Origin of the sequence: Cellulosimicrobium sp. Marseille-Q4280 (assembly GCF_943181405.1) — a bacterium.
In the GTDB taxonomy this organism is placed as follows: domain Bacteria; phylum Actinomycetota; class Actinomycetes; order Actinomycetales; family Cellulomonadaceae; genus Cellulosimicrobium.
In genome coordinates this window covers 424120-445196 of sequence record NZ_CALPBY010000002.1, presented here as the reverse complement: position 1 = coordinate 445196, position 21077 = coordinate 424120, and the positions used below count along the sequence as shown (strand labels likewise).

Sequence of the window (21077 nt, the reverse complement as noted above, 5' to 3'; positions counted from 1 at the left end):
GACCTCACCCGACGACCAGGACCAGGTCGCCGCCCTCGAGCTGCTGCACGGCGCCGATCGCGACGCGCTGCACCGTGCCCGCGACGGGCGACGTGATCGCCGCCTCCATCTTCATCGCCTCGACGGTCGCGACGGTCTGCCCGGCCTCGACGACGTCGCCGGCCGCCACGACCGGCGTCACCGCGCCCGCGAACGGCGCCGCGACCTGGCCCGGCTGCGTCGGGTCCGCCTTCTCCGCGGCCCGCACGTCCGCGTCGACCGCGCGGTCCCGGACCTGGATCGGGCGCAGCTGGCCGTTGAGCGTGAACATCACGGTCCGCATCCCGCGTCCGTCCGGCGTCCCGATCGCCTCGAGACCGACGAGGAGCCGCACGCCCCTCTCGAGGCCGACCGCGACCTCCTGGCCGGGCTCCAGCCCGTAGAGGTACGTCGGGGTGTCCAGCACGGACACGTCCCCGAACGTCGTGCGCACCTGCTCGAACTCCTTCGTCGGTCCCGCGAAGAGCAGGTGGTTCAGCCGACGACGGCGCACCGGGCCCGGCTGCGCGAGCTCCGCCTCGTCCTCGTCGGTCAGCGGGGTCACGCCGGCACGTGCGGCGCGCCCCTCGAGCGCCCGGGACCGGAACGGCTCGGGCCACCCGCCCGGCGGGTCACCCAGCTCTCCGCCGAGGAACCCGACGACCGAGTCCGGGATGTCGAACGCCTGCGGGTTCGCCGCGAACTCCGCCGGGTCGGCGCCGGCCGCCACGAGGTGCAGCGCGAGGTCGCCCACGACCTTCGACGACGGCGTCACCTTCACGAGGCGACCGAGGATGCGGTCCGCGGCCGCGTACATCGCCTCGATCTGCTCGAACTTCTCCCCGAGCCCCAGCGCGATCGCCTGCTGCCGGAGGTTCGACAGCTGACCCCCGGGGATCTCGTGCTCGTACACGCGGCCCGTCGGTCCAGGGAGCCCGGACTCGAAGGGCGCGTAGGCACGCCGCACGCCCTCCCAGTACGGCTCCAGGTCCGCGACGGCGCGCAGCGACAGCCCCGTGTCACGCTCGGTGTGCTCGAGCGCCGCGACGAGCGCCGACAGCGACGGCTGGCTCGTGGTCCCCGCCAGGGCGGCGCTCGCGGCGTCGACGGCGTCGACGCCGGCCGCCGCAGCGGCAAGGAGGGTCGCCGTCTGGCCGCCCGCGGTGTCGTGGGTGTGCAGGTGCACGGGAAGGTCGAACCGCTCGCGCAGGGCGGCGACGAGTCGCGCGGCGGCGGCGGGGCGCAAGAGCCCGGCCATGTCCTTGATCGCGAGGACATGCGCCCCGGCCTCCACGATGCGGTCGGCGAGGTGCAGGTAGTAGTCGAGCGTGTACAGGTCCTCTGCGGGATCCAGCAGGTTGCCGGTGTAGCACAGGGCGACCTCGGCGACCGTGGTCCCGGTCTCGCGCACGGCGTCGATCGCGGGGCGCATCTGGTCGACGTCGTTGAGGGCGTCGAAGACGCGGAAGACGTCGATCCCCGTCGCCGCGGCCTCGGCGACGAACGCGCGCGTGACCTGCGTCGGGTAGGGCGTGTATCCCACGGTGTTGCGCCCGCGCAGCAGCATCTGGATCGCGAGGTTGGGCATCGCGTCGCGCAGCGTCGCGAGCCGCTCCCAGGGGTCCTCGCCGAGGAACCGCAGCGCGACGTCGTACGTCGCCCCGCCCCACGCCTCGACGGACAGCAGACCGGGTGTGGCGCGCGCGACGTACGGCGCGACGGCGGCGAGGTCGTGCGTGCGCACGCGCGTCGCGAGCAGGGACTGGTGCGCGTCGCGGAACGTCGTGTCGGTGACGCGCAGGCGCTGTTCGGCGCGCAGCGCGCGGGCGAAGCCCTCCGGGCCGAGCTCGAGGAGCTCCTGGCGCGTGCCGGGCGGCGCGGCGACGCCGAGGTCGAGCGCGGGCAGCTTGAGCGCCGGGTCCGCCACGGCGCGCGGTGCGCCGTGCGGGCGGTTGACGGTGACGTCCCCGACGTAGGCGAGGAGCCGCGTCCCCCGGTCCGCGCTCTCGCGGGCGGAGAGCAGCTCGGGGCGCTCGTCGATGAACGACGTGGCGACGTTCCCGGCGACGAACTCCGGGTCGGCGAGCACCGCCTGGAGGAACGGGATGTTGGTGCGGATGCCCCGGATGCGGAACTCGGCGAGCGCGCGCCGGGCGCGGCGGACCGCCGTCGGGAAGTCGCGACCGCGGCACGTGAGCTTGACGAGCATGGAGTCGAAGTGGCCGGAGACCTCCGACCCGGCGGTCGCGGTCGCACCGTCGAGCCGCACGCCCGCCCCGCCGGGCGAGCGGTAGGCGATGATCCGGCCGGTGTCGGGTCGGAACCCGTTCGCGGGGTCCTCCGTCGTGATACGGGTCTGCAGGGCGGCACCGTTGACCCGCACGTCCTCCTGACGGATCCCGAGGTCCTCGAGCGTCTCCCCCGCCGCGATGCGCATCTGCGCGGAGACGAGGTCGACGTCGGTGACCTCCTCGGTCACGGTGTGCTCGACCTGGATCCGGGGGTTCATCTCGATGAACACGTGCTGGCCGGCGCGCTCGCCGACGGTGTCGACGAGGAACTCGACGGTGCCGGCGTTCTGGTAGCCGATGTGGCGCGCGAACCGCACCGCGTCGGCGCACAGCGCGTCGCGGATCGCGGGGTCGAGGTTCGGGGCGGGCGCGATCTCGACGACCTTCTGGTGCCGGCGCTGCAGCGAGCAGTCGCGCTCGTAGAGGTGCACGACGTTCCCGGCGCCGTCGGCGAGGATCTGCACCTCGATGTGGCGGGGCCGCAGCACGGCCCGCTCGAGGAACACCGTCGGGTCGCCGAACGCGCCGTCGGCCTCGCGCATCGCGGCGGCGAGGGCCTCGGGAAGGTCTTCGCGCGTGTCGACACGTCGCATGCCGCGCCCGCCACCGCCCGCGACGGCCTTGACGAACACGGGGAACCCGACCGCGTCGGCCGCGGCGAGGAGCTGGTCGACGTCGGCGGACGGCTCCGACGACGCGAGGACGGGCAGCCCCGCCTCGCGCGCCGCCCTGAGCGCGCGCACCTTGTTGCCGGCGAGCTCGAGGACCTCGGGAGGTGGGCCGACGAACGTCAGCCCCGCGTCGGCGCACGCGCGCGCCAGGTCGGGGTTCTCGGAGAGGAAGCCGTAGCCGGGGTAGACGGCGTCGGCACCCGACTCGCGCGCGACGCGCACGATCTCCTCGATGTCGAGGTAGGCCCGCACCGGGTGCCCGGGCTCGCCGATGGCGTAGGCCTCGTCCGCCTTGAGGCGGTGCTCGGAGTTGCGGTCCTCCTGCGGGAAGACGGCCACCGTCCGCGCCCCGAGCTCGTACGCGGCGCGGAACGCGCGGACGGCGATCTCGGCACGGTTGGCGACAAGGACCTTCGAGAACACGGCACTCCATCCGACGGACCGTCCGGCCACGGGTCTGCGCTGCCGACCCCGACCGGCTTCGGGCCGATCCTCCCACGCACCCCGGCGCAGGGGCCTCGCCGGGCGTGTGACGTGCTCCACAGAGCGGGGCCCGCCGGCCCTACGGCGGCTGTCAGCCGGCGGAGCGTGCCCGACGGCGCGCGGCGAGCTCGTCCTGCTCGCTCACCTCGGGTTCGGCGACGTCCTCGAGCGACTCGGTCGGCAGCTCCGCGAGCGTGCCCTCGACCTCGCGCCACACGCGACCTACGGCGATGCCGAAGACTCCTTGTCCACCCTGGACGAGGTCGACGACCTCGTCCGGCGACGTGCACTCGTACACGCTCGCGCCGTCGCTCATGAGGGTGATCTGCGCGAGGTCGTCGACGCCCCGCTCGCGCAGGTGCTCGACGGCGGTGCGGATCTGCTGGAGGGAGACGCCGGTGTCGAGCAGTCGCTTGACGACCTTGAGGACGAGGATGTCGCGGAAGCTGTACAGCCGGTGGGAGCCCGACCCCGCGGCGGGCCGCACCGTGGGCTCGACGAGTCCGGTGCGTGCCCAGTAGTCGAGCTGTCGGTAGGTGATGCCGGCGGCCCGGCACGCGGTGGGGCCGCGGTAGCCGGTGGTGGTGTCCTGCTCGGTGATGTCCTCCCCGAAGAGGAGACCCTGTGCACCGTGCGGAACCGTCGCGCCGGACCCGACGCTCGCCTCACCGCTGCTCTTCACTGTCGCCTCCTGGGGTGTCCTCGTCCACGCTATGGGCGCCGCAGGGGGCCGTCAACGACCGACGAGCCGACGCGTCGGGCGTGTCGCCCACCTCACCCCCTGCACGGCGGTCCTTCACCCTCGACCTGAGGTCGAAGGTCCGTTCTGTCCGGTTGAGTCGGATGCTGCGGTGATGACGGGAAGCGCTCCTCGCTCGTGTCACTCCTCGGTGGTGAAGTCCTCGGGGGTGACGTGCTCGAGGAAGTCGCGGAACCGCTCGACCTCTTCCTGCTGGGTGACGTCGACCACCTCGACGCCGGCGGTCGCGACCACCTCGGCCGAGCAGAGCACGGGGCTGCCGGTGCGCACCGCGACGGCGATGGCGTCCGACGCCCGGGAGTCGAGCCGTGCCCCGTTGCTGAGCACGAGCTCGGCGAAGAAGATCCCGCCGTCGAGCGCGACGATCTCGGCCCGCTCGAGCCGGACGTCGACCGCCTCGAGCAGGTCGCGCAGCAGGTCGTGCGTCATCGGTCGCGGCGTGGGCAGACCGGCCTGCGCCATCGCGATGGCGCTCGCCTCGCGCGGACCGATGACGATGGGCACGACGAGGTCGGACGCGCCGTCGAGCAGCAGCACCACGATCTCCTGGTCCCGCTGCTGCTGACGGACGCCGAGGACCTCCACGGGGACCATCGGCACGTCGTCGCTCACCCGTCCACGGTACGACGGTCGCGGGCATCTGGCAGGTCTGGGGGACCCGCCTCGTGCGGCTCAGCGGGTCAGGTCGTCGATGCCCTGGCGGAGGAAGACGGTGTGCAGCCGTGAGCACATCTCGCCGACCTCCCCCGCGACGGTGCCCGCGTGCGCGCGGGCGGACGCGGTCTGCTGGCTGCGCCACGGGGCGACCACCTGGTGCACGAGGCTCACGTGCCGGTCCGCGGCCGTGCGCAACGACCTCAGGTGCCGCGGCTCGATGCCGTACTCCGCGAGTCCCGCCGCGAGCACGACGACGTCCAGGGCGTGCGCGTCGAGCTGCCCTCCGGGCGCCTGGGTGAGCACGCCGACCTCGATCAGCCCGTCGACGAGGGCCCGGTCGACGCCCGCGGCGGACACGAGCGCGTCGACCGTGTACCGCTGGCGGACCGCGGCCGAGCCGGGATCGCCGTCGGCCGTGGCGAGGCGGGGCACGATGCCCTCCGCGGCCGTGCCGGCGTCGAGCGCCGCGAGGTTCTCCTTGATGACCTTCAGCGGCAGGTACCGGTCACGCTGCTCCACCAGGACGTACCGCAGGCGCTCGACGTCGGCGGGGCTGTACTGGCGGTAGCCCGACGCGGTACGCACGGGGTCGATGAGGCCTTGCTCCTCGAGGAACCGCAGCTTGGAGTGGCTGACGTTCGGGAACTCGGTCCGGAGCGCGCGCAGGACGTCGGAGATCCGCATCGTCGCGCGCCGGGAGATCCCGTGCGGCCACGGCTCCGGACCGGAGTCCTCCCCCGGGTCCGGGACGCGCACGGCGCTCGTCGACGCGCTCACGACTGCGGGGCCGACCCGCCGGCAGGGGTGCCCGCGTGCGGGCTGGCGTGGAACGTGAGCCGGTACTTGCCGATCTGCACCTCGTCACCCGTGCCGAGCGCGGCGGCGTCGATGCGGCTCCGGTTGACGTACGTGCCGTTGAGCGAGCCGACGTCGCGCACGACGAAGCGGTCGTCCTCACGGACGAACTCGGCGTGCTTGCGGGACACGGTCACGTCGTCGAGGAAGATGTCGGCGTGCTCCGACCGGCCGGCGACCGTGCGCTCGGCGTCGAGCAGGAACCGCGACCCCTGGCCCGGTCCGCGCTGCATGATGAGGAGCGCGGAGTGCCGCGGCAGCGCGGCGACGGCGGCCACCTCCTCGGGGCTCAGCCCACCCGGCTGGACACCTTCCTCGACAGGTGCCTCGATCCGGCCGAAGCTGATCGTCGTGTCGCTCCCCGCCCGGTTCGGCACGCCAGCACCACCTGGGACAGTCATCTCGCCTCCTCGGGACTCACGGCGCCCTCCTCGTGACCTGGTTCGTCACGCATCGGGAGCTTCGCTCCTTCTGCGGGAAAACTACTACACCCGCAGGTCATGCGGTGCATCCGACGCGGTACACCCAACCTACCCGGCGCGGGAGAGCACCGGAAGCGTCCCGAGGTACCGGCGCACCGCCCGTCGCTCAGTCGTCGGCGGGGACGGGCGTCGCGTACCGGGGCTCGGCAGGCTCGCGCGTGGACGTGACGTCGACCGTCTCCTGCTGGCGGATGGTGGTGCGCGCCCCGTCGGCGCGGAGGGTCGCCATCGCGCCGCCCGGGATCTCGAGCGCCGTCTCGAGCGTCGACGGGTCCCCGATGACCGTCCACCGGTACGGGGACGAGATCGGCTGGCCGTCGACCACGACCCCGTCGGTGGTGTCCTCGAAATAGCTGCTCGCCACGAGCCGCACGCCGTTGACCTCCATGGCCTCGGCCCCGGCGTTGCGCAGCTCCTCGAGGACGTTGAACAGGGAGAACGCGTCGAGGGGTGTCTCGCCCTCGACGACCTCGATCTCGACGCCCGGCCCCTGCGCCGGGAGGCGTCCCGAGAGGATGCCCTGGGTCTGCTCCTGCTGCTGCGCGACCTCCAGCGCGGCGCGTGCGCGGCCGGAGCCCGACTGCAGCTCGTCGCGCGTCGCCTCGAGGGACGAGACCTGGTCCTCGAGCTCGCCCGACCGCTGCGTCACGTCGTCGAGCAGCCGGACGAGGTCGCTCTGCCGCAACGAGGACAGCTGGTCCTCCTGGGTCTGGCTCACCTGCGCGACGAGCGCGAACCCGACCAGCGCGCACAGCAGGCCGACGATGATCTGGGACCGGCTGGCCCGGGGCCGCAGGACCCTGCCCAGCCCGCGCAACCCCTGCGGCTCGGGGAGCGCGCCCCCGCCGTGCCGCCCGCCGGGGGCCGGTCGGTGCGGCGTCGTCGTGGGCTCGTCGGACGTCGCCGCCGCGCCGCGGGGCGCCCGCTCGACCGGCTCGACCGGCTCGACCGGCTCGGCGGTCCTGTCCGAGGTGCCGGCAGAGTCGTCCGCGGTGTCGTCGACCGGGCTGCTCGAGGCGGGGGGCTCCTCGGTGGGCGCCCCGCTCTCGGCGAGCTGCCGGTCACCCGTGGGCGGCTCTCCCGCGCGGCGATCCCGGTCCGGGTCCCCGCCCGCGCCCTGGTCCGCGCCGTGGTCCGCGTCGGGGTCCGAGTCCTGGTCGACGTCGGGGTCCGCGTCGCCATGGTCGTCGCGGTCGTCCGCGGCGACGGCGTCGGGGTGATCAGCGTCCTCGTCGCGCCGGGAGTCCGGCTCGGCGTCTCCCTGTGCGTCGTCGCTCGGCGTGGCGGCGTCGCGGTCGGACGCCGGTGGGTCGCGCAACGCGTCGTCGCCGTGCTCGGTTCCGGCGTCCGCGGGGAGCTCGTCCTCTCCGAGGGCATCCCGGTCGCCCGGGGCCGCGGGGTCGACAGGTGCGGCGCTCGCGGCGTCCTCGTCCTGCGTGCGGTCGTCCTGCGTCTCGTCGACGGGCGTCTCGTCGACGGGGGTGTCGTCCCGCTCGGGGTCCGGAGGTCCGGTGGGCGCGGCAACCATCGTCAGGCCTTGAAGACGTGGCGGCGGATCGCGGCCGCGTTGGAGAAGATGCGGATGCCGAGGACCACGACGACGGCGGTGGAGAGCTGGCTCCCGACGCCGAGCTGGTCGCCGAGGAACACGATGAGGGCGGCGACGACGACGTTGGACAGGAACGAGACGAGGAAGACCTTGTCGTCGAACATGCCGTCGAGCATCGCGCGCAGGCCGCCGAAGAGCGCGTCGAGCGCGGCGACCACGGCGATGGGCAGGTACGGCTGGAGGTAGACGGGGACGGTGGGCTGCAGGACGAGCCCGGCCACGATGCCCACCACCAGTCCGACGACTGCGATCATTCGACGCTCTCCTGCCGTTCCTCGGTGGTGCCGGCCACGTCCCCTGGCGCGGGATCCTCGGGCGAGGACCCGTCGCCGGCGGGGTCCGGGTCGGATTCTACGGGCGCGCCCGGGACGCGCGCGAAGTACAGGGTGGGGTTGGGCCGGCCAGGGATCTCGAGCCTGCTCTGCGCGGTCACGCCCGACTGGATGCCGTACTGCGTGCTGAGCAGCCGCAGGTAGTCCGACGCGCCGGTGCGCACGAGCGCCGTCCGCATCGCGTCGGCGTCGCCGACGGCCTCGACGTGGTAGGGCGGGACGAGGGGCTGCAGGTCGACGAGGATCGCGTCGCCCGCGCTGCGGATCGCGGACAGCCCCGTCAGGCGCTGGTCGTTGATCGCGACGGCCTCAGCCCCTCCGGACCACAGGGCGTTCACGACGCGCTGCAGGTCGGAGTCCTGGACGAGGTTCGCCGAGGTCGTGTCGTCCGCGCCGAGCCCCCCGCTCGCGTCGTCGAGGGTGACGACGACGCCGGGCCCTTCGACGGCCTGGGACCCGGTGGTCGCGCCTTCCCGCTGCAGGTCGGCGAGCACGTCGTCGCTGAGGCCGCCGAGCGCCTCGTCCTGCAGCGCCTCGATCTCCGCGGAGACCTCGTTGGAGCGGGTCGCGAGCGCGTCGGCGTCGGCCTGCCGGTCCGTGATCTCCTGCTCGAGCGTCGCGCGAGCCTCGATGACCGCGGGCTGCGGCGCTCGCAGGTCGAGGGTCGCGGCGGTGGTGACGAGGCCGAGGACGACGGCGAGCACGACGAGGAGGACGGTCCGCCCCCGCCCGCGCGGCGCGTCGCCGTCCCTGGCGCGGCGGGCCGCGGCGGCCGCGTACCCGGGGTCGAGCGGGCGGTGCATCACCTCGTTGAGCAGCGTCATGGACGCGTCGACGGGGCCGGTCCGTGCGGGCTGCGGGTCCTGGCTCACGGCGTCCCCTCCGGACCGTGCGCGCCTGCACCGGTGCCGAGGTCGCCGGTCGCCGCGAGGGATCGGGTCTGCGCGACGTACTGCACGCCGGCCAGCCAGTACAGGCCGATGCCCCACCAGGTGAACGCCCACCCGACGACCGCGGCCACGTCGCCGAGCCAGCCCGGCATCTCCGCGAGGAGCAGCAGCGGGAACGCGTACAGCAGGGCGAACGTCCCGGCCTTGCCCGCGAAGCTCACGGGCAGGGGGCCGTACCCGTGGCGGGCGAGCCACGGCAGCAGGCAGACGAGCAGCAGGTCGCGCGCGACGATGACGACCACGAGCCACACCGGCACGACGTCGCGCCACGCGAGACCGAGCAGCGTGACGAGGATGAAGAGCCGGTCCGCGGCGGGGTCGAGCATCTGCCCGAGGCGGCTCACCTGGTCGAGGCGGCGGGCCAGCACGCCGTCGAGCCAGTCGGACGCGCCCGAGACGGCGAGGACGACGAGCGCCCAGACGTCGTAGCCCTCGACGATGAGGACCGCGAACACCGGGACCAGCAGCAGGCGCAGGAAGCTGATGACGTTCGGGACGGTCACGACACGGGAGCTGACCCGCTGCCCTGGTGCCACGCTCACCGCCCCTGCTCGTCCTGCCTCGCCTGAGGATCGCGGCTCGCGCCGCGCGACCATCCTACGTACGGCGCACCCCGCCCGGGGTGCGCATTTCCGGGCGGGCGGGACGCGTCGTCCGAAATCACCCCGTCGCGTCCCGGGGAACGGTCTGCGGACGCGCGTCGCTCACCGGGTGAGCGACGTCACCGACCCGGTCACGGCCCCGGTCCGCCCGCTCCGGTAGGATGGTGGTCACCTGTGGAGTTCGTCGCTCGTCCCGCGTGTTCTGTGAGAGTGGCCGGATCCCCCGCCCGCACGGCCGTCATCGGCCGCGGTCGGCGCCCGGCCAGGTGTGTTCGGGAGTGCGACCTGCGAGAGCCGACCTGGCGACCGCACGCCACTCCCCACCCCGACACGAAACGGTCCTCACCGCCCCATGACTGCTGACGTCGTCGCGCCCTCGCGCGCCCTCGACCACTCCTCCACCGACTCCACCCCCGCCGCTCCCGCGGTGGACGACGCGACGTTCGCGTCCCTCGGGCTCCCCGCCGCGCTCGGGCGCGCCGTGGCCGACCTCGGCTTCGTCACGCCGTCGGCCATCCAGGCGCAGGCCATCCCCGCGCTCCTCGCGGGCCGTGACATCACCGGTGTCGCGCAGACCGGCACCGGCAAGACCGCCGCGTTCGGCCTGCCGCTGCTCGCCGCGATCGACCCCGCGCTGCGCCGCGTGCAGGCGGTCGTGCTGACCCCGACGCGCGAGCTCGCCATGCAGGTCGCCGACGCGATCGAGACGTTCGCCGCGCAGCTGCCCAGGGTCGACGTCCTCGCGGTGTACGGCGGCTCGCCGTACCAGCCGCAGCAGCGGGCGCTCGCGGCCGGCGCGCAGGTCGTCGTCGGTACCCCGGGTCGTGTCATCGACCACATCGAGCGCGGCACCCTCGTGCTCGACGACGTGCGCTTCCTCGTGCTCGACGAGGCCGACGAGATGCTCCGCATGGGCTTCGCGGAGGACGTCGACACGATCTTCTCCCGCGCGCCGCGCGAGCGTCAGGTCGCCCTCTTCTCCGCGACCATGCCGGCCCCGATCCGTCGGGTGGCTGCCGAGCACCTCAACGACCCGGTCGAGATCGCGGTCTCGCGCCAGTCCTCCACCGTGACGAGCGTCCGCCAGACCTACGCGGTCGTGCCGTTCCGCCACAAGACCGGGTCGCTCGCCCGCGTCCTCGCGACGTCGGACGCCGACGCCGCGATCGTCTTCACCCGCACGCGCGGCGCGGCCGAGGAGGTCGGCTCCGCGCTCGTCGAGCGCGGCATCTCCGCCGCCACGATCTCGGGCGACGTCGCGCAGAAGGACCGCGAGAAGATCGTCGAGCGACTGCGCTCCGGCGCCCTCGACGTGCTGGTCGCGACCGACGTCGCGGCCCGTGGCCTCGACGTGGACCGCATCGGCCTCGTGGTGAACTTCGACCTTCCGGGCGAGCCCGAGGCGTACGTGCACCGCATCGGCCGCACCGGTCGTGCGGGCCGCACGGGCGAGGCGCTGAGCTTCGTCACGCCGCACGAGCGCGGGCGTCTGCGCGCGATCGAGCGCACCACGCGCACGCCGCTCCAGGAGGTCGAGATCCCCTCCCCCGCGGACGTGTCCGCGCACAAGGCGCGCCGCCTCCTCCAGCAGGTCCCGGAGCGTCGTGAGGCCGGGCGCCTCGCGATGTACGCCGACATGGTGCGCTCGTTCGTCACCGAGCAGGACGTCGACCCGGTCGACCTCGCCGCCGCGCTGGTGGCGCTCGCCGTCGGGGACGACGGCCCGCGTGCCCTCGAGGAGCAGGAGCGGTTCGAGGCGGAGCGGGCGCAGGCCCGCGACCAGGCACGCTCGGCCCGCACCGAGCGCTCCGGCGACCGTGGTGCGTCTCGCGGCGACCGCGCGTCGGGCCGGCGCGACGGTGACGGGACGCGCGGCATCCGTCGCGACGCCGTCGGGACCCGGTACCGCCTGTCGGTGGGCCACACGCACGGCGCGCAGCCGGGCGGCATCGTCGGTGCGCTGACGAACGAGGCGGGTCTCAACGGGTCGGACGTCGGCAAGATCGACATCTTCCCGTCGTTCTCCCTCGTCGACATCGCCGCGCCGCTCGACGACGCGACGCTCGACCGCATCTCGCGGGCCCGGGTCGCAGGCAAGTTCCTGCGGATCCGCGTCGACGAGGGCGCGCCGCCGGCACGGGGCCGCGCACCGCGCCCCACGGGCGACCGTCCCCGCGGCGCCCACGGCCCCTCGGGTCGCAGCGACGAGCGTCGCGACCGCGCGGACCGTCACGACGACCGCAAGCCGCGCCAGCGCACGTCGTACTGACCGCCTGAGGTCTGACGAGTCGAGGAGAGGCCCCCACCCGGACCGGGTGGGGGCCTCTCCCGTGCAGCAGCCTCAGCGGGACGACCGTCCCTGCAGCGTCCCGGGGGCGAGCGCGACGCGGCACGGATGCCGACCCGTGCTAACGGTCGTGCCCTTCGCGCGCCTCGCCGTGCGCCTGGACCAGCGCGGCGAGACGACGCGACTCGAGGTCGCCGCGCGCGCCGTCGGCCCGCTGGATCCCCATCACCGCGAGCGTGGACCCGTCCGCCAGGTCGAGCCGCACCCAGGGGTCGCCGCTGCCGAACCGCACCGACACCACCTGCGCCCACTCGAGCTCGCGCGTGTAGATGACGTTGCGCACGCGCAGACCCGCACGGCTCGGCACGGCGTGCACCCCGCCGAGGCGCCACAGGAGCCACGCCGCGAACAGCGCGAACGCGGCGAGAGAGAGCCGGTTCACCCACGACGTCCCGAGCGGGCCCGTCGCGAGGACACCCACCACGACGCAGGCCCCCACCACCACGACGCCCGTCGCCCACGCCGACACCAGGCCGAAGCGAGGCCGGAACACCCGGTACGGATCGTCGCGGCGGTCTCCGGGCAGCCCCGCCTCCGGGAACGGCGCACCACTCATGCCGCCACCGTCTCACACCACGGCACGACCCACCGCGGCTCCGGGGCGGCGCACCGCGCGTCCGGCAAGCGGCCGACCGACGCGGCCGTCAGATGCGGCAGGCGTGGATCGACGTCACCAGGATGGCGCGCGCACCCACGTCGTACAGGGCGTCCATCACCTGGTTCGTCCGGTCGCGGCGCACCATCGCCCGCACCGCCGCCCAGTCCCGGTCGTGCAGCGGCGAGACCGTCGGGGACTCCAGGCCCGGCGTGATCGCCACCGCCTGCTCCACGAGCGACACCGGCACGTCGTAGTCCATGAGCACGTACTGGCGCGCCGTGAGCACACCCTGCAGACGACGGCTCAGCACCTCCACACCCGCCGGCACGTCCGTCTCCGCGACCGCGCGCGGACGGATCAGCACGGCCTCCGACTCGAGGATCGGGTCACCGAAGACCTCCAGCCCCGCGCCCCGCAGCGTCGTGCCGGTCGAGACCACGTCCGCCACGACGTCCGCCACGCCGAGCTGCACCGCCGACTCCACCGCGCCGTCCAGGTGCACCACCGTCGCGTCCACGCCGTGCGACCGCAGGTGACCCTCCACCAGCACCTCGTACGACGTCGCCACCCGCAGCCCCTGCACCTGCGCCAGCGACGTCACCGCCCCCGTCGGGGCCGCGTACCGGAACGTCGACCCGCCGAACCCGAGCTGCATGTGCTCCACGGCGTCCGCCCCAGAGTCCAGGAGCAGGTCACGCCCCGTGATCCCGACGTCCACCGTCCCCGACCCCACGTACACCGCGATGTCGCGCGGACGCAGGAAGAAGAACTCGACGTCGTTGTCCGGGTCCGCGAGCACCAGCTCGCGCGAGTCGCGCCGCTGGCGGTACCCCGCCTCGCGCAGCATCTCGACGGCGGGCTCGGACAAGGACCCCTTGTTGGGGACGGCGATACGCAGCATGGTGGAACCTTCGTTCAGGGGAGACGGTGGGTACAGGAGCACGGGCGGGAGATCGGACGAGCGGCGCTCGCGGACGGCGGCAGGTCACGCCACCCGCGGGGGCCGCTCACAGATGCTCGTACACGTCCTGCAGGCTCAGGCCCTTCGCGAGCATGAGCACCTGCAGGTGGTACAGCAGCTGGGAGATCTCCTCGGCCGTCTTCACGTCGCCCTCGTACTCGGCGGCCATCCACACCTCGGCCGCCTCCTCGACGACCTTCTTCCCGATCGCATGCACCCCGGCGTCCAGCTCCGCGACCGTGCCGGAACCGGCGGGTCGCGTCGTGGCCTTCTCCGAGAGCTCGGCGAACAGGGACTCGAACGTCTTCACACGACCCAGGGTATCCGGCGCCCCCGGCAGACCCGTCGCGGGTCCGCCCACCGGGCACGACGTCACACCGTCCGACGACGCAGCACCCACCGTCACAGGGACCGCAGCGCCACGACCGTCGCCACCGCAGCCTCCGCCGCCTCCGCACCCTTGTCCTCGCGCGAACCCGGCAGACCCGCACGGTCCAGCGCCTGCTGCTCGTCGTCGCACGTCAGCACCCCGAACCCCACCGGCACCCCCGACCGCACGCTCACGTCCGTCAACCCCAGGGTCGCCGCCTGGCACACGTACTCGAAGTGCGGTGTCCCCCCACGGATCACCACACCCAGCGCAACCACCGCGTCCGCACCGTGCTCCACCGCCCGCGCCGCCGCCACCGGCAGCTCGAACGACCCCGGCACCCGCACCACCGACACGTGCGACACGTGCGCCGCCGCCAGCGCGCGCCGCGCACCCGCCACCAGACCGTCCATCACCTCCGTGTGCCAGCTCGCCGCGACCACCGTCACCCGCAGCCCCGACCCGTCCACCTCGATCGACGGCGCACCCGCACCACTCATCGCCCCTCCTCCGTCTCGCCCGACTCGTCCGACACCGACACAGCTGCCCCGACCCCACCCGGGGCCTCGATCGTCTCCAGCAGGTGACCCATCGCCACCTTCTTCGTCACCAGGTACGCCCGGTTGTGCTCCCCGTGACCCACCTCGATCCGCTCCGTCCCCGCGACGTCGATCCCGTGCGCCACCAGACCCGTCACCTTCGCCGGGTTGTTCGTCAGCAACGTCACCCGCGACAGCCCCAGGTCCGCCAGGATCGCCGCCGCCGCCCCGTACTCCCGACGGTCCGCCGGCCACCCCAGCTCCAGGTTCGCCTGCACCGTGTCCAGACCCGCGTCCTGCAGCTCGTACGCCCCCAGCTTCGCCAGCAGGCCGATCCCCCGACCCTCGTGCCCCCGCAGGTACACCACCGCACCACCCTCCGCCGCGACCCGCGCCATCGCCACCCGCAGCTGCGGACCGCAGTCGCACCGCAACGACCCGAACGCATCCCCCGTCAAGCACTCCGAGTGCACCCGCACCACCGGCGCCACCGCCCCACCGGCGCTCGCGGACGGGCGGGACGAGACCGGCTCCCCCGGCACCTGCTCCGCCGGGACCAGCGCCACGTGCTCCGCCCCCGTCCGCAGGTCCCGGTACCCCCGCACGCGGAACACGCCGTGCTCCGTCGGCAGCGCCGCCTCCGCCGTCCGGTGCACCCGCCGCACCGACAGCCCCCGGTCCACCCCCGCAGGACCCGACGGCTCCGTCGCCGCAGGGTCGTGCACCCGCCGCCACGCCACCAGGTCCGCGATCGTCAGCAGCACCAGACCGTCCCGCTCCGCCAGCGCCGCCGCGTCCTCCAGACGCATCATCGACCCGTCGTCGCGCACCAGCTCCGCGATGCCCCCCACCTCGCCCGCGCCCGCCAGGCGCACCAGGTCCACCGCCGCCTCCGTGTGCCCCGCACGGTGCAGCACCCCGCCCGGGACGGCCCGCAACGGCAGCACGTGCCCCGGCCGGATCAGGTCGCCCGCACCCGACCCCGGGTCCGCCAGCACCCGCAACGTCCGTGCCCGGTCCTGCGCCGAGATCCCCGTCGTCACACCCGACGCCGCGTCCACCGTCACCGTGTACGCCGTCCGCCGCGGGTCCTCGCTCCGCGGCACCATCAACGGCAGCTCCAGCGCGTCCGCCCGCGCCGCCGGCATCGGCGCGCACAGGTAGCCCGACGAGTGACGGATCGTCCACGCCACCCACTCCGCCGACACGTCCCGCGCCGCGAACACCACGTCCGCCTCGTTCTCCCGGTCCGGGGAGTCCGCCACCAGCACCGGCCGCCCCGCACGGAGCGCCGCCAGCGCCTCCTCGACCGTGCCCAGCCGCACCCCGCCCGTCACCGCGTCGTCCGCCACGGCGTCGCCCCCGCTCACGACGACGCTCCGGTGGCGAGCAGCCGCTCGACGTACTTCGCGAGGACGTCGACCTCGACGTTCACGCGGTCCCCGGGGGTCAGCGCGCCGAGGACCGTCGCCTCGAGCGTCGTCGGGATGAGGGAGACGCCGAACGTCGTGTCGTCGACGTGCGTGACCGTGAGCGAGACCCCGCTCACCGCGATCGACCCCTTCTCCGCGACGTAGCGCAGGAGCGCGGCCGGCGCGGAGAAGACCAGGTCGTCCCAGCGGTCACCCGGGTCGCGGCTCGCGAGCGTCGCGACGCCGTCGACGTGCCCCTGCACCACGTGGCCGCCCAACCGGGCGTCCACGCGCACCGCCCGCTCGAGGTCGACCCGCGACCCCGGACGGAGGTCGCCGAGCGTCGTACGGCGCAGCGACTCCGGCATGACGTCGGCCCGGAACGTCCCGTCGTCGCCGAGCGCGGAGACGGTGAGGCACACGCCGTCGACCGCGATCGAGTCACCCGGCGACGCGTCCGACGTCACCAGCGGCCCCTCGATCGTCAGCACCGCGTCCGTGCCTCCGCCGCCCGGGAACGCGATCTCGCGCACCGAGCCGATCTCCTCGACGATCCCCGTGAACATGCGGTCTCTCCTGCCTCTCAGCCGATCCGTCTCGACACCGTCAGCGCGTCGTCACCGACACGCCGTACCTCGATCGTGCGGAACCGCCGCGCGGCCCCGATCGTCGTCACGCCCAGGTCGCCCACGACGCGCCGACCTGACCCCAGCAGCACCGGGGCGACGTAGGCGTGCAGCTCGTCGACCGCGCCCGCCGCGAGGAACGCCGTCGCGAGCGTCGGACCACCCTCGACGTGCACGTGCCGCACGTCGCGCGCGGCGAGCTCCGCGAGCACCTCGGCCACGTCGTGCGTGCGCACGTGCACGAGAGCGCCGCCCTCGCCGCGCAGCCGCGCGCGCGGTGGGATCCCCGAGCGCCCGACGACGACACGCAGCGGCTGGTGGTCGGCGAGCCGCTCGACGCCGTCGGGACCCGGCACGCGCGCGGTGAGCGCCGGGTCGTCGGCGCGGACGGTGCCCGAGCCAACGGCCATGGCGTCGACGGTCGCCCGGACGCGGTGGGCGTGCGCACGCGACTCCGGGCCGGTGATCCAGCGGCTCGTCCCGTCCTGCGCGGCGACGAACCCGTCGAGCGTCGTGGCGGTCTTGAGCGTGACGTACGGCGACCCGCGGCGTACCGCGGTGAGCCACACGTGCAGCAGGGCGGAGCCCTCGGCTGCGCGCACGCCCCTCACGACGCGGACGCCGGCGGCGCGCAGGCGCGCGCCACCGCCCGCCGCGGCGGGGTTCGGGTCGTCGACGGCGTGGACGACCTCGGCCGCACCGGCCGCGAGGAGCGCGTCCGCGCAGGGTGGTGTACGTCCGACGTGCGCGCACGGCTCGAGGGTCACGACCGCCGTCGCGCCGCGCACGTCGACCCCGCGCTCACGGGCGTCGGCAAGCGCCGCGGCCTCCGCGTGCGGCGTGCCCGCCCCGCGGTGGTACCCCTCGGCGAGCACGACGCGCACCCGGGTGTCGACGGCGTCGGCGGCCGCTCCGTCGGGCACGGGGCCCGCACCCGTGGGCGGGCCGAGCAGGACGCAGCCCACCCGCGGGTTGGGGCCGTACGCCGGGCCGCGCGCGGCGAGCTCGAGCGCGCGCGACATCGCGCCGTCGATCGTCAGGTGCTGCGCGCCCATCGGTCCTCGTCCTGCCGGGCACGGGTACTCCGGGGCGAGGGCGGGCGCGTCGCCAAGGCCCGTGGGACCCGACGCCGACGCTCACCACGGCGGGTCGGCTCGCCGAGGTCGACGGCTCACGCGGAACCGGACGACCGTCCGGGTCACACGTGGCCGGCTCCCCCGAGGGGTCGACCGCGCCGCACGTGCTTCCTCCCATCCGGACTGTCACCGTCGGTCCTGGAGTTCCACCAGGTCAACCGCGCATAGGGCGCGGGTCGCGGACTGTCACCGCCGGCTCGGAATTGCACCGACCCCGGAGCACGTTCGTGCGTACTGCTGCCGTCCAGGATGCCACACCGGCACGGGCCCTCCCCCATGGTCCGGTGGCCGGACGGACGTGAACACGAACGTGAACGCCGACGCGTGGGGCACGAGCTCGACCCGGGCGGCGTTCCTCGGACGCCGGCCGGGCCTGGTTTTTCCGTGCTGGTGGTGGGTGCTGCTGGGTGGTGATGTGTGGTGATGCGCGCTTGGCACACTTTTTTTGAAGGAGGGACGTCGACGGCGATCGCGCAGCGGCAGCCGCTGCGACGGTCTCGCTCGCCGGGACGCGTCAGCGCGACGTCAGTGGACGTGGGCCGCCTCGGCCAGCTCCCGCAACGCCTGGATCTCCCCCGGGATGCTCTCGGCCCCGTAGACCGCCGACCCCGCCACGAAGACGTTCGCGCCGGCGTCGGCCGCGCGCTCGATCGTGGACCGCGACACTCCCCCGTCCACCTGGATCCAGACGTCGAGGCCCGCCTCGCTCACCGCCTCCCGCGCGCGGCGGATCTTGGGCAGCGTGCCGTCGATGAACGACTGGCCGCCGAAGCCCGGCTCGACCGTCATGACGAGGATCATGTCGACCTCGGGCAGCAGGTCGAGGAACGGCTCGACGGGCGTCGCGGGGCGCAGCGCGACGCCGGCCCGTGCCCCGAGCCGGCGCAGCTCGCGCGCGAGCCGCACGGGCGCCGTCGCCGCCTCCGCGTGGAAGGTCACCGACGCCGCGCCGGCCTCCGCGTACGCCGGCGCCCAGCGGTCCGGGTCGTCGATCATGAGGTGCGCGTCGATCGGCACCGGGGAGACCTGGGCGAGCCGCTCGAAGACCGGGAGCCCCAGCGTGAGGTTCGGCACGAAGTGGTTGTCCATGACGTCGACGTGCGCGTAGTCCGCGGACTCGATCGCGCGGAGGTCCCGCTCGAGGTTGGCGAAGTCGGCGGACAGGATGCTCGGGGCGATGAGGGCTGCCATGGGCACCAGCCTAGGGCGCCACCCTCTGCGCGCCGCACCCTACGATCGCCCCGTGGACTCCTCCCCTCCCCCGCCGCGTGCCACCGTCCGTCCGCTCGTCGCCGCCGACCTCCCGCGCGTCGTGGAGATCTTCGCCCCGTTCGTCCGCGACACGCAGGTGACCTTCGAGGAGGAGCCGTGGGACGTCGGGCGCTGGGAGGCCAAGCGACGCGAGCTCGCCGACGGGGGCCTCCCGTTCCTCGTGGCCGACGTCGACGGCGTCGTCGCCGGGTACGCCTACGCCGCCCCCTGGCGGCCGAAGGCCGCGTACCGGCACACCGTCGAGGACACGATCTACCTCGACCCCCGGTACACCGGTCAGGGCATCGGCACGGCGCTCCTCGACGCCCTGCTCGACGCGCTCCGCGCCGCGGGCGTGCGCCAGGTGGTGTCCGTCGTCGCCGACGTGCCCGACGCCGCGGGCTCCCTCCCGCTGCACCGCCGGTTCGGGTTCGTGGAGGCGGGACGGTTGACCGCGGTCGGCTTCAAGCACGGCCGGTGGGTCGACACGATCCTCCTGCAGCGCACCCTGACGACACCGGCGGACGACGCCGGGACCGCCGGGACCGCCGGGACCGCCGGGACGGTTCCTGGCTAGAGGCTCGCCGCCTGGCGGCGCAGGGTGGCCGTGCGCTCCTCGACCGTGCGCCACGCGCGCCGCCCGACCCCGGGGTGGGCGTCACGGTCGACGTCCGCGAGCGCTCCGGCGAGGTCGTCGAGGGTGCGGGTGACGACGCGGTGGGCGCGGCGTCGGGGCAGCCCCCAGGTGGTGCCTTCGGTGACGAGGTGCTCGGCGGTGAGGGCGTCCATGTCGCGGGTGCCGGCGACGTCCATGGCGAAGGTGCGGGAGGCGTGGGGGTGGTGGAGGTGCATGGAGACGTCGTAGGCGGGGGCGAGGCGGACGGTGCCGTCGTCGTGGCGCAGGAGCGAGATGTTCTTGGCGTGGGCGTCGGTGTTGCCGATGGCGAGGTTGAAGGTGGTGAGGGCGAGGAGGGGGTCGGGCCGGGTGCCGTCGTCGCGCAGGACGCGGGCGATGCGGGCGAGGGAGGGCAGGGCGCGGCCGTGCTGGAACTTGCGTTCGGGGTCCCGGGTGTTGATCCCGGGCGCTTGGGCGGTGTCCTCCTGGTGGACGCGGCGGATGCCGGTGGGGTGCGGGACGCGGTCGTAGCGGGTGACGACGATGCAGCGTTCGCCCTCGATCTCGGTGACGTGGGCGTCGACGGTGGTGAGGCCGGTGCGGCGGGCGGGGTCGAGGCTGGCGGCCTCCGTGGTGGCGAGGGCGGCGGGGGCGAGTCGGAGGGGGGGCGGCCGAGGATGTGGGTGGTGGGGCTCGTGCCGTGGGGCCGTGCCCAGCCGTGGTGGTCGCGCAGGAGCGTGATCTTGGGTTCCATGCCGGGCAGGGAGCTGGTGAGGTGCTCGTGCCGTTCGGTGCCGCCGGCGCGGGCGGCGGCGGCGCGCAGGAGGCGTGCCACGGCGGCGTCGTCGAGGGGTTCGGGTGGTGCGGGTGGGGCGGGGTGTGCCCGGCGGCGGTGAGGAGGACGGCGCCGGCGGTGTCGTGGCCGTAGCGGGCGAGGAAGGCGAGCGTGTCGTCGGGGTCGATGCCGGCGTCGATGGCGAGGGCGTCGCGGGTGCGTCCCTCGGGCAGGAGCCCGTCGAGCCAGGCGGCGACGCGGGCGGGGTGGGGTGGTGGGTCGTCCGGCGCGGTGAGGGGCAGGAGGTGGGACAGCACGCGGGCGTTGCGTCCCCAGCGGTCGAGCGCCTCGGGGGTCCAGGTGAGCGTGACGCGGTGGGTGCCGTCGGCGCTGCGGGCGTCGGCGGGTGCGAGGGTCGCGACGGGGGTGTCGTAGAGCCAGGCCGTGACGGTGGGTGTGAGGGTCACGGGCGCTCCTGGAGGCGCAGGTCGACCTCGAGGACGTCGAGGAGCTCGAAGAGCCGCTGGACCCAGAGGTTCTCGACGCCGTTCTCGAGCTCGGAGAGGTACTGGCGGGTGATGCCGAGGTCGTCGGCGACCTGCGCCTGGGTGAGGCCTCGGGCCCTGCGGACGTGGCTGAGGTAGGTGCCGAGGTCGCGCGGGTTGCGCGGCGTGGTCCAGGTGTCGGCCATGAGACCCTCCGGTGTCGTGATTCGCTGACGCGACCGTTGGGTCAG

21 protein-coding genes, 1 pseudogene and 1 riboswitch are annotated in these 21077 nt (G+C 74.4%); of the genes and pseudogenes, 2 read left to right on the top strand and 20 right to left on the bottom strand.

The window, feature by feature from the left end; all coding sequences use genetic code 11:
- Positions 1 to 4 precede the first annotated feature (4 nt).
- From NFS20_RS06755 to clsA, 9 genes are all read right to left on the bottom strand, one after another.
- A complete protein-coding gene (locus tag NFS20_RS06755) occupies positions 5 to 3403 on the bottom strand; it encodes a pyruvate carboxylase (protein WP_251150965.1) in 3399 nt (1132 codons plus the stop codon).
- Between the two features lie 151 nt (positions 3404 to 3554).
- Positions 3555 to 4145 carry a MerR family transcriptional regulator gene (locus NFS20_RS06750; protein ID WP_251150964.1) on the bottom strand — a complete coding sequence of 197 codons (591 nt, stop codon included), beginning with the start codon at positions 4143 to 4145 and terminating at the stop codon, positions 3555 to 3557.
- Positions 4146 to 4343: 198 nt separating this feature from the next.
- Positions 4344 to 4817 (bottom strand): bifunctional nuclease family protein, encoded by a 474-nt coding sequence (locus NFS20_RS06745; protein WP_251151244.1) that lies wholly within the window; start codon positions 4815 to 4817, stop codon positions 4344 to 4346.
- A 78-nt stretch (positions 4818 to 4895) separates the two neighbouring features.
- On the bottom strand, positions 4896 to 5657 hold the full coding sequence (gene ftsR, locus NFS20_RS06740) for a transcriptional regulator FtsR (RefSeq protein WP_251150963.1): 762 nt from the start codon (positions 5655 to 5657) through the stop codon (positions 4896 to 4898).
- Positions 5654 to 6136: an FHA domain-containing protein gene (locus NFS20_RS06735; protein WP_251150962.1), complete on the bottom strand. Its 483-nt coding sequence runs from the start codon at positions 6134 to 6136 to the stop codon at positions 5654 to 5656. Before NFS20_RS06735 ends, ftsR begins: the two co-directional genes overlap by 4 nt.
- A 187-nt stretch (positions 6137 to 6323) precedes the next feature.
- Positions 6324 to 7745, bottom strand: a complete 1422-nt coding sequence (locus NFS20_RS06730) for a DUF881 domain-containing protein (protein WP_251150961.1) — start codon at positions 7743 to 7745, stop codon at positions 6324 to 6326.
- 2 nt (positions 7746 to 7747) lie between these two features.
- The gene (locus tag NFS20_RS06725) at positions 7748 to 8080 is read right to left on the bottom strand and encodes a small basic family protein (RefSeq protein ID WP_251150960.1); all 333 of its coding nucleotides are present in this window, start codon (positions 8078 to 8080) and stop codon (positions 7748 to 7750) included.
- Positions 8077 to 9030: a DUF881 domain-containing protein gene (locus tag NFS20_RS06720; RefSeq protein ID WP_251150959.1), complete on the bottom strand. Its 954-nt coding sequence runs from the start codon at positions 9028 to 9030 to the stop codon at positions 8077 to 8079. The genes NFS20_RS06725 and NFS20_RS06720 overlap by 4 nt, the downstream gene beginning before the upstream one ends.
- The gene (gene clsA / locus NFS20_RS06715) at positions 9027 to 9644 is read right to left on the bottom strand and encodes a cardiolipin synthase ClsA (protein ID WP_251151243.1); all 618 of its coding nucleotides are present in this window, start codon (positions 9642 to 9644) and stop codon (positions 9027 to 9029) included. Before clsA ends, NFS20_RS06720 begins: the two co-directional genes overlap by 4 nt.
- 418 nt (positions 9645 to 10062) lie before the next feature.
- Between clsA and NFS20_RS06710 the strand changes: the two genes are divergently transcribed.
- Positions 10063 to 11979: a DEAD/DEAH box helicase gene (locus tag NFS20_RS06710; protein ID WP_251150958.1), complete on the top strand. Its 1917-nt coding sequence runs from the start codon at positions 10063 to 10065 to the stop codon at positions 11977 to 11979.
- Positions 11980 to 12118: 139 nt separating this feature from the next.
- Here NFS20_RS06710 and NFS20_RS06705 read toward each other — a convergent pair whose 3' ends face one another.
- The 8 genes from NFS20_RS06705 to rpe form a co-directional block, all read right to left on the bottom strand.
- On the bottom strand, positions 12119 to 12613 hold the full coding sequence (locus tag NFS20_RS06705) for a PH domain-containing protein (RefSeq protein ID WP_251150957.1): 495 nt from the start codon (positions 12611 to 12613) through the stop codon (positions 12119 to 12121).
- An 88-nt stretch (positions 12614 to 12701) separates the two neighbouring features.
- Complete coding sequence (hisG, locus tag NFS20_RS06700; protein ID WP_251150956.1) at positions 12702 to 13556, bottom strand: ATP phosphoribosyltransferase; 855 nt, start codon at positions 13554 to 13556, stop codon at positions 12702 to 12704.
- Between the two features lie 106 nt (positions 13557 to 13662).
- Positions 13663 to 13926: a phosphoribosyl-ATP diphosphatase gene (locus NFS20_RS06695; RefSeq protein WP_024839663.1), complete on the bottom strand. Its 264-nt coding sequence runs from the start codon at positions 13924 to 13926 to the stop codon at positions 13663 to 13665.
- 92 nt (positions 13927 to 14018) lie between these two features.
- Positions 14019 to 14486 (bottom strand): 6,7-dimethyl-8-ribityllumazine synthase, encoded by a 468-nt coding sequence (gene ribH, locus NFS20_RS06690; protein ID WP_251150955.1) that lies wholly within the window; start codon positions 14484 to 14486, stop codon positions 14019 to 14021.
- Complete coding sequence (gene ribB / locus NFS20_RS06685) at positions 14483 to 15895, bottom strand: 3,4-dihydroxy-2-butanone-4-phosphate synthase (RefSeq protein ID WP_251150954.1); 1413 nt, start codon at positions 15893 to 15895, stop codon at positions 14483 to 14485. The genes ribH and ribB overlap by 4 nt, the downstream gene beginning before the upstream one ends.
- Positions 15892 to 16503, bottom strand: a complete 612-nt coding sequence (locus NFS20_RS06680) for a riboflavin synthase (protein WP_251150953.1) — start codon at positions 16501 to 16503, stop codon at positions 15892 to 15894. Before NFS20_RS06680 ends, ribB begins: the two co-directional genes overlap by 4 nt.
- Positions 16504 to 16520: 17 nt before the next feature.
- Positions 16521 to 17618 carry a bifunctional diaminohydroxyphosphoribosylaminopyrimidine deaminase/5-amino-6-(5-phosphoribosylamino)uracil reductase RibD gene (gene ribD / locus NFS20_RS06675; protein WP_251150952.1) on the bottom strand — a complete coding sequence of 366 codons (1098 nt, stop codon included), beginning with the start codon at positions 17616 to 17618 and terminating at the stop codon, positions 16521 to 16523.
- A gap of 181 nt (positions 17619 to 17799) precedes the next feature.
- Positions 17800 to 17926: riboswitch (FMN riboswitch) on the bottom strand.
- Between the two features lie 298 nt (positions 17927 to 18224).
- A complete protein-coding gene (rpe, locus tag NFS20_RS06670) occupies positions 18225 to 18890 on the bottom strand; it encodes a ribulose-phosphate 3-epimerase (protein ID WP_251150951.1) in 666 nt (221 codons plus the stop codon).
- A gap of 52 nt (positions 18891 to 18942) precedes the next feature.
- Here rpe and NFS20_RS06665 point away from each other — a divergent pair, with 52 nt between their 5' ends.
- Positions 18943 to 19527, top strand: a complete 585-nt coding sequence (locus NFS20_RS06665) for a GNAT family N-acetyltransferase (protein ID WP_251150950.1) — start codon at positions 18943 to 18945, stop codon at positions 19525 to 19527.
- On the opposite strand, the gene NFS20_RS06660 is transcribed toward NFS20_RS06665, so the two are convergent.
- From NFS20_RS06660 to NFS20_RS06655, 3 genes and pseudogenes are all read right to left on the bottom strand, one after another.
- On the bottom strand, positions 19524 to 20282 hold the full coding sequence (locus NFS20_RS06660; protein WP_251151242.1) for a HipA domain-containing protein: 759 nt from the start codon (positions 20280 to 20282) through the stop codon (positions 19524 to 19526). The genes NFS20_RS06665 and NFS20_RS06660 overlap by 4 nt on opposite strands.
- 193 nt (positions 20283 to 20475) lie before the next feature.
- Positions 20476 to 20808, bottom strand: a pseudogene (locus NFS20_RS22265) (HipA N-terminal domain-containing protein); the annotation flags it as partial.
- The gene (locus NFS20_RS06655; RefSeq protein ID WP_251150949.1) at positions 20805 to 21032 is read right to left on the bottom strand and encodes a helix-turn-helix domain-containing protein; all 228 of its coding nucleotides are present in this window, start codon (positions 21030 to 21032) and stop codon (positions 20805 to 20807) included. The gene NFS20_RS06655 and the pseudogene NFS20_RS22265, both read right to left, overlap by 4 nt.
- Positions 21033 to 21077 lie beyond the last annotated feature (45 nt).